The sequence below is a fragment of the Bacteroidia bacterium genome (assembly GCA_033391075.1).
GTDB lineage: Bacteria > Bacteroidota > Bacteroidia > J057 > J057 > JAWPMV01.
The window spans coordinates 3,538,261-3,552,379 of the sequence record JAWPMV010000001.1 but is presented as its reverse complement, the minus strand read 5'-3'; the positions used below and the strand labels follow the sequence as shown (position 1 = coordinate 3,552,379).

The 14,119-nt window shown below is 43.8% G+C and carries 9 protein-coding genes; 7 read left to right on the top strand and 2 right to left on the bottom strand.

All coding sequences use genetic code 11. The annotated features are described in order from the left end of the window. Positions 1-70 precede the first annotated feature (70 nt). Entirely contained in the window at positions 71-1,807 is a 1,737-nt protein-coding gene (locus tag R8P61_14245) for an alpha/beta hydrolase-fold protein (GenBank protein MDW3648225.1), read from the bottom strand. A gap of 89 nt (positions 1,808-1,896) precedes the next feature. On the opposite strand from R8P61_14245, the gene R8P61_14240 reads away from it, so the two are divergent. Beyond that, positions 1,897-3,453: an amidohydrolase family protein gene (locus tag R8P61_14240; protein MDW3648224.1), complete on the top strand. Its 1,557-nt coding sequence runs from the start codon at positions 1,897-1,899 to the stop codon at positions 3,451-3,453. Between the two features lies 1 nt (position 3,454). Here R8P61_14240 and R8P61_14235 read toward each other — a convergent pair whose 3' ends face one another. Next, positions 3,455-4,813 (bottom strand): hypothetical protein, encoded by a 1,359-nt coding sequence (locus tag R8P61_14235; protein MDW3648223.1) that lies wholly within the window; start codon positions 4,811-4,813, stop codon positions 3,455-3,457. 119 nt (positions 4,814-4,932) lie between these two features. On the opposite strand from R8P61_14235, the gene R8P61_14230 reads away from it, so the two are divergent. The 6 genes from R8P61_14230 to R8P61_14205 all read left to right on the top strand — a co-directional run bounded on the left by R8P61_14230 (position 4,933) and on the right by R8P61_14205 (position 14,025). Next, positions 4,933-6,264 (top strand): Gfo/Idh/MocA family oxidoreductase, encoded by a 1,332-nt coding sequence (locus R8P61_14230; GenBank protein ID MDW3648222.1) that lies wholly within the window; start codon positions 4,933-4,935, stop codon positions 6,262-6,264. Between the two features lie 120 nt (positions 6,265-6,384). Then, positions 6,385-6,930, top strand: a complete 546-nt coding sequence (locus R8P61_14225; protein MDW3648221.1) for a sigma-70 family RNA polymerase sigma factor — start codon at positions 6,385-6,387, stop codon at positions 6,928-6,930. A 1-nt stretch (position 6,931) separates the two neighbouring features. Beyond that, the gene (locus tag R8P61_14220; GenBank protein ID MDW3648220.1) at positions 6,932-7,726 is read left to right on the top strand and encodes an anti-sigma factor; all 795 of its coding nucleotides are present in this window, start codon (positions 6,932-6,934) and stop codon (positions 7,724-7,726) included. 349 nt (positions 7,727-8,075) lie between these two features. Further along, entirely contained in the window at positions 8,076-9,833 is a 1,758-nt protein-coding gene (locus R8P61_14215; GenBank protein MDW3648219.1) for a DUF4331 domain-containing protein, read from the top strand. Positions 9,834-9,872: 39 nt separating this feature from the next. Then, positions 9,873-12,620, top strand: coding sequence for a DUF4331 family protein (locus R8P61_14210; GenBank protein MDW3648218.1), 2,748 nt, complete (start codon positions 9,873-9,875; stop codon positions 12,618-12,620). Between the two features lie 64 nt (positions 12,621-12,684). Continuing rightward, complete coding sequence (locus R8P61_14205) at positions 12,685-14,025, top strand: tetratricopeptide repeat protein (GenBank protein ID MDW3648217.1); 1,341 nt, start codon at positions 12,685-12,687, stop codon at positions 14,023-14,025. The last annotated feature ends 94 nt before the right edge of the window (positions 14,026-14,119 follow it).

Here is a 14,119-nt window from a genome sequence, read left to right as displayed (position 1 = left end):
ATCTAAACAAAATACATGCCTTAACTAAAAGGCAATGAAGAAGATATGATTTCTTAACCTTCGGGAGCCTTTAGTACCTCCAGCTGCTCAGGTCTGCTCCCTTTGGAGCATTGGATTGAACCCACTTGGTCCACTTGGGTATGAACATTTGATGATACCTCAGTCTGGACAATCCATTTCCACGAGTATGGTCTCCGTTCCAGCAGTGTTCAGCCCTGTCTCCGTAGTCAACTTCGCCGTCATAATAAGGCTCACTTGTATTTTCCAGAAACTCTTCGGCGAGATATACCGCATTATTAAGGTAGTAATTGTCCATATCTCCACAATAGATATTTATTTTACCTTTGAGTTTTGGACCTAAAGTCTTCCAATCTCTTTTCATAATATAGGCCAGGTCATGGTTTTCCTTCCAGTAGTTGGCCACCTCCTTATTGATTTTCCCAGTCTCCTTATCCCAAATACGTTGAGGATAGCCATCAGTTCCCATAGGAGAATAAACAGCTTCCCAAATATCCCACTGTTGACCAGATCTACCTTTCGTTCCCAGAGCCAATTCCCTTAGATTCATATTTCTTAAAGTGGCGTTTACCTTACCCAAAGAATCTCTAATTCCCGGCCTTTCTACCCGATTGAAATGTCCTTCTTCATAGTAGGCATTTTCATCCTCATAAAGATTTACCAGACAATATGCTCTGAAATCAATCGGATCCGGACAGGCTGCATAGCAAGTATTATACTCATCGGGATACTTTACCTGAACAGCAAGGGCTTCCCAGCCTCCGGTAGACCCTCCATAAACAAATCTTGCCCAGCCTTCTCCTATACCTCTGAATTTCTCCTCGATATAGGGAATCAACTCATAGGTAATTGCATCTCCATAAGGCCCGAGGTTCTCTGAGTTTACCGCATAAGAATCATCATAGTAAGGATTGGCGTGTTGAATCTCTATGGCCAGGACTCTAGGGAAGTTTGGCCCGGACCATTCCTTATAAAAGTCATAGGCAGATTGCTGTTGGATGATATTATATCCTTCTATTCCAAAGCGGCTGCTATAACTTGGTTCCAAATTTGGGTCGGGAGGGCTTGTACTGAAGCCTCCAAAATCAGAGGGGAAATGCCCATGCATGATTGCCAGGGGATAGCGGGCTTCGGGGTGTTCATCAAAACCTTCTGGTAGTAGTACATGTGCTCCCAAATACATAGGACGACCCCAGAACTCGCTCAACATCTTACTCTGAATCTTTATGTGTTTTATATATTTGGTATCCTTAGCTTCTTCTATAGGAGGAATTTCTTCGCTCATCTCTACCTCATAAGTTCCTGATGAACTGATTGTCATAGTCATAGGCTTATTCAGCAGGTTTCCCGGTGCTCGATTCCACTGTTGGCCTTCACCTCGATCATTAGGAAGTTTTACCGTATGTCCGGTTTTAAGGGCAAAGGTTTCATATTTATGAAGCAATGCCTGAACCTGATAACTGCCAGCCGGTAAATCTGCCAGAGAGGGGAGGGGATAGCCAAATGCCGATCCGTCTATAGAGATTTTTTCCCCTGGCTTCATCCCTTCTACATCAATCCCAAATACCTGCTGACTGCTAGCCCTGTCTGTAATTTGAAAGCGGGGCTCTGCTTCCTCATTGGTACTCAGCATCAATAATAATCGTCCATCAAATGCGGTGTCGCTAAGAGAAGGAGAAAAAGAAACTTCGAATACTGGCGCGGATTTTTGCGGCGAGGAAGTCTGACAGGAGATAAATCCGATAAAAATGAAAATCAGGTAGTAGAATGAGTAGTTTTTTGCGTGCATAGTGGGAAGAGGTTAAGTCATTATGATCAAATTAAGAATTTCCTTCGAAACTAAAGGGAAGATTTGAACGTCTGTTGTATATTCACACTATGAATGCTCAAAGAAATATAATTTTTCTAATCCTCCTCCTATGTCTTTCCTGTAGGAGTGGTCTATCGGATTTTGAGCAGTTTGTCAGTGGAAATTCCCGTTTTGACTATCACATCCACAATGCCCGTATCATGGACGGTACCGGGGGATCGGCCTATATGGCTGACCTTCTGATTCGAGGAGATAGCATTGCTTATATAGGCAAGGTTGATTCGAGTATGATTACCGTAAAAAGCTATTTCAATGCTGAAGGGAAAATTCTGAGTCCGGGCTTTATAGATCCACATGCGCATGGAAATCCTCTGAAAGATGGCGAGTTTCGCAATTTCCTGGCAATGGGAGTTACCAGCATTTGTCTGGGACAAGATGGTTCTCATCCTGCGGTTGAGAACCTTAATACCTGGATGAAGGAGGTGCAGGAGAAAAAACCGGGCGTAAATATCCTACCTTTTGTGGGACACGGGACCCTGAGGAAAATGAGTGGAATAAATTATTCTCCGGACCCCAGCGAGGAGCAAATGGACAAAATGATTTCCATGCTCAATGATGCGTATGTGAAAGGAGCCTGGGGTATGAGTACAGGTCTGGAATACCGACCGGGATTCTATGCTAAAGATCCTGAACTATTGGAATTGGCTAAAGTAACAGGAGATTACGGCCGTATTATCATGAGCCATATCCGAAATGAAGATGATGATCAGATCGAATCTTCTTTGAGAGAGTTGATTCGCCAGGGGCAATATTGTAAAGTTCATGTCTCTCACATGAAATCCGTATATGGGAGGGGAAGAAGGAGAGCGGAGAGATTATTGAATCTTCTGGATAGCGCACGTTTGAAGAATATCAGGATTACGGCGGATGTTTATCCCTATAATGCCAGTTATACCGGAATTGGAATAGTATTTCCTGACTGGGCTTTACCCCCCAATAATTTTGAGGAGGTAAAACGAGATCGGCGGTATCAATTGGAAGGCTTTTTAGTCAAAAAGGTCATCAAAAGGAATGGCCCGAAAGCTACCCTTTTTGGTACGGCTCCCTATGCCGGAAAGACCCTGGAAGAAGTTGCCAAGGAAAAAGGAAAGTCTTTTGAGAAGGTACTGATTGATGATATCGGGCCTTCGGGGGCTTCAGCTGCTTATTTTGTGATGAACGAAAATTTGCAGGAAAGGCTCTTGCAAGATCCCTTTTCCATGGTTTCCTCAGACGGAAGCCCAACTATGCGCCATCCGAGGGGATATGGGAGTTTTGTGAAAATTATCCAGACCCATGTCCTGGAGAAATACCTCTTTAGCCTGGAAGAAGCGATCTATAAAATGAGCGGTTTAACTGCTCTCACCCTTGGCCTGGAGGATCGAGGATTTGTCAAGGTTGGGAATAAAGCAGATCTCCTGGTTTTTGATCCCAATGAACTTCGGGCAAATGCGACCTACGAATCTCCGCATGAACTGGCTAGTGGGATAAATGCCATTTGGGTAAATGGAGAATTAGTCATGCACAAGAATCGCTTCGTCGAAGGCGGTAAGGGAAGAGTATTACGAGCAAAGTTCAAACTATAATCTATTTGCTGCTAATCTCTTCTTCCTGCAGTACTTCCCCTGTATCTGATACTGTACGAATATAAAAAAGTGCACCCGGCCCCTCCCGATGGCTGAAGTTGTATTTCAGATGCCTTTGTCCTGCATTCAGATGCTTGATCTTATACAAGACTTTTTTTAATCTACCTTCTGAGTCATATACCCCTATGCTTACATTATCCATTGCCTCCTTTGGATTCATGCGGTACACGCCCATGACATTCTTTTTAGGATAAATCTTTGGGGCCGTTTGATTCGCATCTGCCTTTTTCTCGGCTAAAACTTCTCCATTGCTGATTACTTTGATGAAAAAATCTTCATTGGGTGGCAAGAGGCATTTGGCTATATATCGTCCCCTGTGAAATCCTTTTTTGATGAGATGATCTGCTTTAATTAGAAAGTAGAGATTGTTTGCCTGATCAAATACCCCAATGTCAGCCCGGAGATCAAGGGAGGCTTCATAGCTCAGGATTGCTTCGCTATGAAACTCCCTCATGCTTGTGATACTATCTGATACTAATACTTTCTTTTCTGAAACAAGTCTCTCTCCCTCAAATAAGCGTAAGTACAATTCTGCACTATCTCCCAACGTATGACTTGCTCCAACTTTCCACTGATGGAAGCCTCTTTCGTAAAATCGGTCTTCAAAATACCTCCGGATTATGTTTCCTTCCTGATCCACAAGGATCAGTTTGGCTTGCTCAATATTTTCTTTCAACAATACTTCCATACTGCTTTTGATGGAAGTAATATGATGTCTTCTGGGGCTTAGGTCAAAAGATTCAATATCTATATTCCTCTCTTCGCTGATTACTTCTGCCAGGTTTCTGACCATGCTCGTATCCTCTCCATAAACATTTCTGATATCTTCTCGATCACTGATGGCCCAAACAGCTGATTGTGCACTGCTATTTTGATAATTTCCCTGATCAATGCGACCCACTAATTTGAATAAGGAAGGCTCGGCCATTTTCCCCAGACTATATTTTTCTCCTTTTGAGGGAGATGCATTTTTGGCCTGGGTACACATGGTGTAAAATTGCTTCTTCTTCTGGGTATTTGGACCGAGAGCGAGTGTCTGTCTCTGAGTAATGACCAAATCCTGGATATTTGAATCCTCACTGGCAAATATTTGCCCTGCAGGTATTTCCAGAGATACGATCTGCGAACTGGTGTTTTTAATAATTATCTCCAGGCATTTTCCTTGATATCCCCCCAATCCTCGAGGAGTGATTTCAATTAGTTTTTTCGCTAGAGCTTCATTCAGATCAAGTCTTTCCTGGGCGAAAGTTTGTGTGCAAATAAGCAGGACGAGGGCAAAGAACAGGGATGGAATTCTCATGTGTGCAAATTTCTTTTAAAATCTTTCTCTCATAAGCGAGCATTTCAAAAAAGTTACAGATTATTTAGTAAATTTTGAGTGAACTCATAATTGTTATTTCATCTATTACTGCTCATGCTATGACTACAAAAAAACAATCCAGAAGAAAATTCCTGAAACATTCTGCTGTCGCAGGAGTCGGGCTTCCATTAGCTATGACTTCCCAATCTTATGCAAATATTATAGGCGCTAATAGTCGCCTTAATGTAGCTGTAGTCGGCACAAATGGAAGAGGTAATGCCTTGATTCGCTCCGCAGCTGCTACGGATAATGTTCGTATCTCATATATCTGTGATGTTGATACACGCGCCCTGGAAAAAGGGATGAAAAATGCCGGAAAAGTTTCTAAAGGAAAAATCAAGCCAGAAAAAGATTTTCGAAGACTTTTGGATGACAAGAATCTGGATGCCATCATCATTGCTACCCCTGATCATTTGCATGCACCGATGAGCCTTTGGGCCATGAAAGCAGGCAAGGATGTCTATGTTGAAAAACCTTGTGGGCATAATCCATATGAAGGAGAGATGCTCATAGAGGCTCAGAAAAAATATGGGCGCACCATTCAGATGGGCAATCAGCAAAGATCTGGGCCCAAGTCGATCAAAGGGGTTCAAATGATCCGCGAGGGAAAAATTGGCAAGCCTTATAATGGAAAGGCCTGGTACCATAACACCAGGGGAAGTATCGGAAAAGGCGTGAAGGCTCCTGTACCTGACTGGTTGGATTATGAATTATGGCAAGGCCCTGTTCCTCGCATGCCCTATCAGGACAACCTGATTCACTACAATTGGCATTGGTTCTGGCATTGGGGCACCGGAGAAATCTGCAACAATGGAACCCATGAAATTGACATTTGTCGCTGGGCCCTTGGCGTTGATTATCCAACCAAAGTGAGCTCTTCAGGTGGACGCTACCACTTTGAAGATGACTGGCAATTTTATGATACTCAATATGCCAGTTTCGAATTTGAAGGAGGAAAAAACATTGTGTGGGAAGGCTTGAGTTGTAACGGACTCAATACTAGAGGAAGAGGGCGGGGAGCTATCATCCAGGGGACAGAGGGTTCTATACTCCTCGATAGAAACGGATATATTCTTTATGATAAAAAAGGCAAAGTAGTAGAAGAAGAAAAAGAAGAGCAAAAAAGCGCTACCACCAATACGGTTGGTGCTGGTGCTCTGGATACCTTCCATATGAGAAACTTTGCCGCTGCAATCAGAGATGGAGCCACCCAGGCTTCCAATATCGTCGAAGGACACAAGAGTGTACTCATGTGCCACCTGGGGAATATCTCTCAGAGAGTAGGAAGAAGTTTGAAAACCGATCCTAAAGATGGAAGTATCCATGGAGATGCTGAAGCGGCTCGTATGTGGAGCAGGGACTATGAGGATGGATGGGATATGGTCGTTTAAGTGAAAAATAAATCCGATTGAGAAAAAATCCCGTATATGTCTTATCTGCGGGATTTTTTCTTGTTTGATTCATATACTCTCTATATTGCAAGCTAAATACACCCAGGTAGAATAATAGGATTGAAGGCACTCACACATATTGAAAAACAGATCGTCGAACTACTCCGTCAGGGAGACAAGTCCGCGATCCGTATGATCTATGAGAACTATTCAGAGGTTCTGTATGGAGTGATCTTTCAAATGATTAAAAACGATCCTGAATCGGAGGATGTCTTTCAGGAATCTGTCTTAAAGATTTGGCGATTTGCTAAATCTTATGATTCGAGCAAAGGGCGTCTATTTACCTGGATGGTAAACATCTGCCGAAACACTGCCATTGATAAAATGAGGTCGAAGGGATTTAAAAATCAAAATAAAATCCAGAGCAAAGAAAAGCTCGTAGATATAGCGGAGAGGATAGGAGAAGAAGGATTTAATCCGGACCAAATTGGCATCCGAGAAAAGGTAGCCAAGCTGGATCCGAAATTTTTAGCAGTAATTCAGGTCGTATATTTTGAAGGTTATTCTCATGCGGAAGCTGCTCAGAAACTGGAAATACCCTTAGGAACTCTGAAAACGAGGGTGCGACAGGGACTGAATGAGTTGAGAAAAATTATGAAAGAATAAGATGACGGATCCGAAGGAATACATATCGTCCGGTATACTGGAACTCTATGTGAGTGGGAAGCTAAGCGAAAGCGAAGCGGATGAGGTGCGTCGTATGGCTGATAAACACCCAGAGGTGCAGGCAGAAATTCAGGCGATTGAAGAAAGTTTAGCAGCACTCGCTCCTGTTTTCAGTAGAAAACCTCAAAGAGATTTGCTGGCAGGAATTATGGATCAGATCGAAGAGGAAACCCCTGTCATTAAATTAGGAGATGAAAATTCCTCTTCCGGCTTTAAATTCCGATGGATGGCCATAGCTGCTGCCATTGCCTTGTTGATAAGCCTTGCGATGAATTTGTTTCAGTTTCGACAGATTCAGGATGCGAATAATCAAATAGCCAGTCTTGATCAAAGGATCGAGGAAATGGCTATAGAGAATGATGTCTTTGCCAGCCAAATTCAAAGAAGTAGTACCCAAATAAAGATTCTGACAAGTCCACATTATAAGGAAGTGCTGATGACTGGGACTGTTGCCTCGCCTGGCTCTTTGGCTACTGTTTATTATAGCAAATCAGACAAAAAGGTATTCCTCAATACCGGTAATCTTAGTAATACAGATCAGAACAAGCAGTTTCAGCTTTGGGCCATAATTGATGGTAAGCCAGTCGATGCAGGAGTTTTTGATCCCGCAGAAGGCTTGATCGAGTTGAATCCCATGGAAGGTGAAATAGCAGCCTTTGCTGTAACCCTCGAAAAACGTGGAGGCAGTACTACTCCAAGTCTGGATATGATGTATGTCTCAGGAGGACTTTCCTGACCCACTGCCTCAAGCCTTCACTCCCTTAACCTTTGGTGTCATGGAGTGCGCGCAAATCCTTAAACAATCCGTGTCATCTCGAGGCTGGCTAAAGAAAGGGCTTATGAGCGCCGAGAGACCTTGCATTTATATGAGATCAAATAAAACATGATCTCTCAGCCCACAATCCTTCTCACATTCAAACTTCGAGATGACCAAAGGTCGGGCTAGCGGGTTGTTTCTCTTTGGAGAGAAACGGGGAGGTGCAGCGGAAGAGTTAAATTTTTTTCACCCATTTTAAATCCACTTCACCACAAGCTCTCGTAAGTAGCTCGAATTCTATTTTACAACACTTAATCGAAGCTAATTTATGAGAGCAAAAATGACCCTTGCCCGAATGCTAAGAACCTTCAAACGAGGGATAAGCTTAGCTGTTTTGGGCAGCCTGCCTTTCCTGCTTCAGGCATCCAGCCATCGAGAAGCTCCGCTGATCGCCAATGATCCCCTTGCGGACAATACCGATGTCTATGCCTTTCGAAGCCCTGATGATCCCAATACGGTAACCCTCATCGCCAATTATGTACCAGGTGAACTTCCTTTCGGAGGCCCCAACTATAATTCTTTTGGTGAAGGTATCCGTTATGAAATCCATGTTGACAATGATGTAAGTACGCCTGGCGATGACATTATTTATCGTGCAACTTTTACCCAGGTGAATGAAGATCCGACAACCTTCTTCAACATTCGTTTGGGACAAGAAAACCTGAAAACCAGCTATGTCCTTGAAAGAAGCATAGACGGAGGAAATACTTTTCAGGTGATCGTAAGCAATGGCATTGTGCCTCCACCTAATATTGGGCCGCGCTCTATCGAAAATGGAGTAGTGGGTTTAGGTGCGGCTAACTACGAAGCCTTGATTCAGGCAAGCATTGCAACTGCCACAACAGGAGAAAAAGTGTACTGTGGTCCGGCTGATGATCCCTTCTACGTTGATCTCGGAGGAATTTTTGATCTGGGGGATTCTCCTCGGCAGAATGGAGGACAGGTAAGAGATGGCTTGGCGAAACTCAATACGCATAGTATTGTGATTCAAGTACCTATTTCTACTTTGCAGAAAGATGGCAAAGATGTTTCTCAGGCCACAGATATTCTGGATGGTGATTTTGTAATTGGCGTATGGGCTTCGGCTTCCCGTCAGCAAATCCAAACCCTCAATACAAATGGTACGCTAAGCAATTCTGGCCCCTGGATTCAGGTTTCTCGTCTGGGGATGCCTTTGACCAATGAAGCGGTTATTCCGATTGGTGAAAAAGACGATTGGAACTCACGTACTCCTTATAATGAAAATCCTGCTCATTTTGAGTATTTCTACAATCCTGAATTGGCTCTTTATATGGATGATGACCAGTTTGGAGGTGCCGTTCCTGCATTTTCAGCCTTGAGGATTCAGAGAAATTCCTTGGGAGCCTTTGATTTTGGAAATGGAGAGGATGGATTGTTCGGATTAAAAGGAAGCTCTGCAGTAGCTGGTACGGCATTGGATGATGCGATTTTCGGTAGCCTGCTACTTCCCGGACCTGGCAAACCTCGTTCAGTGGATATCTGGCCTGCTTTCCATACAGGTGTACCTAATGTGATTCCCTATCAATTGGCCACTGGAAAAAATGGAAATCCTCTGGCTGCAGGCAAACCTTTCGTCAACAATTTCCTACCCAATGGTGGTGATATGCTGCGACTCAATATGGCGGTTCCAATTACAGACAGAAATGATCCTGCGTTTAGCTCGAATGGATTGATTACTGCTGCCGTTTTGGGATTGACTGATCCTGCTTTTGCCGGAAATACCAATTTGCAATTCATTCCAAATATGGATGGTTTTCCCAATGGTCGAAGATTGGAAGATGATGTGACTCGTATCGAATTACAAGCTGTTTCGGGAGTAGTACTTGCAGCCATCGGCCTTTGGTATGATGATTTTTCTGCCGGCAATCCTAATGCATCCCCTGTAACAAACCAATTGCTCAATGTGCTTCAATATTCTACCGGAGTTGAAAGCAATGATGCACCTTTTAAATCAGTATTCCCATATCTGGCTGAACCCTGGAGAGGAACCGAAGTCTCCAGATAGCCGACTCACTTAGCACATTAAAATCACATGATGAAAAATATGAATCCCTATAAATTTATAGGGGCTGGCATCTTACTGTGCCTACTCGGCTGGTCCTCGCTCTTCGCTTCCAGCCATAGAGAAGCCCCTCTGATCGCCAATGATCCATTGGCCGATAACACGGATGTGTATGCATTCCGTAGCCCAGACGACCCTAATACGGTTACCCTGATTGCGAACTACGTTCCTTTCCAACTGCCTCATGGCGGTCCCAATTATTATCAGTTTGGTGAAAATATCCGCTATGAAATTCATGTTGACAATGATGTGTCGACTCAAGGGGATGATATTATCTATCGTTTTACCTTTACCAAGGCCAATCAGGACCCCACTACTTTTTTCAATATCCGTTTGGGAGCTGAAAATCTCATGACAACCTATACGGTAGAAAGAAGTACAGATGGGGGAGCTAGTTTCCATAGCATTCTTTCCAATGGAGTTGTTCCGCCTTATAACATTGGACCTCGTTCTATCGAGTCTCCCGTAGGTTTGGGTGCTCATGATTATGCTTCCCTGGTTCAGCAAGCTATTCATACCACTTCTGACGGAGAGAAAATCTTTGCAGGTCCTTCGGATGATCCTTTTTTCGTGGATTTAGGAGGAGTTTTCGATTTGGGAGATACCCCTCGCCAAAACGGAAGGCCTAAGGATGGAGTTGCTTGTTTGAATGTAAGCACCATTGCTATTCAGGTTCCTATTTCTCTTTTGCAAAAGGATGGAAAGGATGTGTCTCAAGCACAAAATATCCTGGACGGTGACTTTGTGATCGGTGTATGGGCAAGTGCCAGCCGCCAGCAAATCAGAACCCTTAATACAGATGGAAGCAGCAGTTATAGCGGAAATTGGGTGCAGGTTTCTCGATTAGGAATGCCTTTAACCAATGAAGCAGTAATTCCAATCGGCGATAAAGATGAGTGGAATGCTCGTACGCCCTACAATGAAAACCCTGCTCACTTTGAGTATTTTTTCAATCCTGAATTAGGCCTGTACATGGATGATGCCCTCTTTGGAGGAGCTGTTCCTGCCTTTTCTCCCCTACGTATCCAAAGAAACTCTTTAGGAGCTTTTGATTTTGGCAATGGAAATGATGGATTGTTTGGATTAAAGGGTTCAGCTGCTGTAGCTGGAACTGCCCTGGATGATGCCATTTTCGGAACCCTCTTGCTTCCGGATGCGGGCAAGCCTCGTTCGGTGGACCTTTGGCCTACCTTCCATACCGGTGTACCTAATCTGGCTCCTTATCAGCTGGCTACCGGAAAAAATGGAAATCCATTAGCCAATGGAAAACCTTTCATCAATAACTTCCTGCCTAATGGGGGAGATATGCTTCGCTTAAACATGGCGACGCCTATTACAGATCGCCATGATCCGGGCTTTAGCTCCTTAGGATTGGTAGCTGCGGCTGCTTCGGGTTTGGTTGACCCAAATTTCGCTTCATCTCCTGCCCTGGAATTTATTCCTAATATGGATGGCTTCCCGAATGGTCGGAGATTAGAAGATGACGTTACCCGCATTGAACTGCAGGCAGTAAGTGGAATCGTATTGGCTGCAATAGGTCTTTGGTACGATGATTTCGATCCCAACGACCCCAATGCTTCACCTGTAACTCAGGATTTGTTGAATGTTTTGACTTATACAACCGGAATCGAAGCCAATGATGCGGATTTTCGCAGGCATTTTCCCTATGTACAATTGCCCTGGTCTGGAACCGGCAAATGTAGCGGAGAAGCTGTGAATTATACCCAGCCCGATGTACTTGATCCTACCCAAGCTATCTCCAGTTTTACCCTGGTGAATGCAGGAAATAACCAGGATGTACAGATGCTGGAAGATGGTGATACCCTCTACATAGACCAACTGCCAAGATCGACCTTTAGTGTAAGAGCCAATGCCAATCCTCAGGTCGTAGGAAGTGTAAAATTTCAGGCATTGGGGCAGAGTCGAGTAGAGAATGTTTTTCCATACTCTTTGTTTGGTGACAGAAACGGTAATTATACCGGCATTCCCCTAACACCCGGCAGCATACAAATTACTGCAACTCCATTTTCCAGAAGGAGTGCAAGAGGCACAGCAGGAGTACCCTTGAGTATTAGCCTGACTATTCTTCAATCTGCCAATCAGCAGGCGGTGAATAGCTTTACCCTGGTCAATGCAAGAAATAACCAGGACATCGGTCCACTGACGGATGGAATGACCATTGATTTGGCCAGCCTACCCAGCAGAAGGCTCAATGTAAGGGCGAATACCAATCCGCAAAGAGTAGGAAGTGTAAAGTTTGAGAGCTCCAGAGGGAATCGGACGGAAAATGTTTTTCCTTATGCCCTTGGCGGAGACAGAAACGGGAACTATTTCGATGCCCGATTGAGAGTGGGAACGCATAGAATCAAGGCGACTCCTTATAGTCGTTCGAGTGCCAGAGGAGATAGAGGGATGTCTTTGGAAATCACCATTCATATTGTGGATTCTCGAAACTCTTCTTATCAGAACGATACGAATCTCGAAGGTCCAACTTTGAGCCTGTATCCTAATCCGGTTGTGAATGAACTTCAACTTTCATTTGAAAACGTTGAATTGCCCGGAAGTGTGCAGCTTATCGATCTCACAGGCAAAGTTCTGCTGTCTCGAACCTATGATCCAGCCAAGCAGACTTCTCTGAATATCAATGTATCCGAGTTCCCTGCAGGTATTTATCTGATAAAAACCCAAAGCGGAAACTGGTCCAAAGTCGAACAAATAGTCAAGCAATAAGCATTATTTCATGGAATGTCGGTCTCGTACCGGCATTCCCTTCATCCTTCTTAAAAACCATATCATGAAACGATTCAAACAAATCCTCATCTATATACTGACAATAAGCCTATCCCTGGCCCTCTTGTATTCCTGCATGGATTCGAAAGCGCATACACAATTCTTTTCGGCCTATGATGCCCACAATATTCCTGAATTATTGGAAAGGAATGCGGGTTTGGGTTCTGCTGAAGAGCGGCAGAATAGCCTGAATATTTATGCCGGGCTGAAAAATGAATTGGCAAAAGATCACATGAATATTGATGCTCGCCTGAAACTCATCCAGCTGTTTATGTTGGAAGCCCGGGTGGGAGGAGAACATGGATATTACTATCCCAAGGCCCTGGAGCAAATTGAAATCATCCTTTCCTTTAGCCCCCCAAAAGAAGATCGTTTTTACGCCCTTTCTTTAAAATCAGCTATCCTTTTATCTCTCCATAAATTCCCTCAGGCCCTGGCCGTTGCTACCCAGGCGAGAGAACTCAATCCCTACAATGCACAAATTCATGGGGCTTTGGTAGATGCTTATGTAGAATTGGGGGATTACAAATCGGCGGTAGAGACTTCGGATAAAATGGTTTCACTAAGGCCTGATTTGAGGTCTTATGCACGTGTTTCCTATCTGAGGGAGATTCACGGTGATGTGGAAGGATCCATAGAAGCCATGCATAGAGCCATCCAGGCAGCTTATCCCGGTTATGAAGAAAGCGCCTGGTGTAGGTTGACCCTGGGGAATCTGTATGAAAACTATGGGAGAATTGAAGAAGCAAGAATGCAATACGAGCAAATCCTGAAGGAAAGAACAGATTATCCTTTTGCCATTGCAGCTTTAGGAGATTTAGCGGCCAAAGAAGGTAAATATGAAGAGGCAAAAGAATTATTGGAAAAGGCCAGCAGCTTTATTCCAGAATTCTCCTTTTATGAATCCCTGATCGGAGTCTATACAGAACTGGGAATGGAAGAAAAAGCAACTTCAACTTTGGAAGAAGTTCTGATAATGTTGGAGGATGATACGGAGAAAGGGCACAATATGGGGATGGAATTTGCCCGCCTGTATCTGGAAGAAATTAAAGACTATGACAAAGCCCTTTCTTACGGGCTGGAAGAAGCACGAAGCAGACCTGAAAACATTGATATAAATAAACTCCTTGCCGGAATTTACTTTAAAAAAGGGCAATGGGAGTTGGCACAAAACCATATCCAAAAAGCCGGAATTACCCAAAGCAATGATCCCGAGTTCCTTTGTTTGAAAGGATTGATTCTAAGGGAAATTGGAGAAGAAAAAGCAGCAAAGCAACTACTCAAAAAAGCACTCGATAGTAACCCCTTTCTTCCTGAGATATGGTTGGAAGAAATAGAGGGATGATTGACTTTTTATCTTGAAACTCAGATTGAATCACTGAGTCTGGCGTGCTTTCTCTTTAGAGATTGCACGCTTTTTGGTTTAGGGTAAAAATCGG

Excerpts from the sequence above, each read along its gene's own strand:
- R8P61_14245 (MDW3648225.1), bottom strand. The coding sequence starts at position 1,807 with ATGCACGCAAAAAACTACTCATTCTACTACCTGATTTTCATTTTTATC.
- R8P61_14240 (MDW3648224.1), top strand. The coding sequence starts at position 1,897 with ATGAATGCTCAAAGAAATATAATTTTTCTAATCCTCCTCCTATGTCTT.
- R8P61_14235 (MDW3648223.1), bottom strand. The coding sequence starts at position 4,813 with ATGAGAATTCCATCCCTGTTCTTTGCCCTCGTCCTGCTTATTTGCACA.
- R8P61_14230 (MDW3648222.1), top strand. The coding sequence starts at position 4,933 with ATGACTACAAAAAAACAATCCAGAAGAAAATTCCTGAAACATTCTGCT.
- R8P61_14220 (MDW3648220.1), top strand. The coding sequence starts at position 6,932 with ATGACGGATCCGAAGGAATACATATCGTCCGGTATACTGGAACTCTAT.
- R8P61_14215 (MDW3648219.1), top strand. The coding sequence starts at position 8,076 with ATGAGAGCAAAAATGACCCTTGCCCGAATGCTAAGAACCTTCAAACGA.
- R8P61_14210 (MDW3648218.1), top strand. The coding sequence starts at position 9,873 with ATGAATCCCTATAAATTTATAGGGGCTGGCATCTTACTGTGCCTACTC.
- R8P61_14205 (MDW3648217.1), top strand. The coding sequence starts at position 12,685 with ATGAAACGATTCAAACAAATCCTCATCTATATACTGACAATAAGCCTA.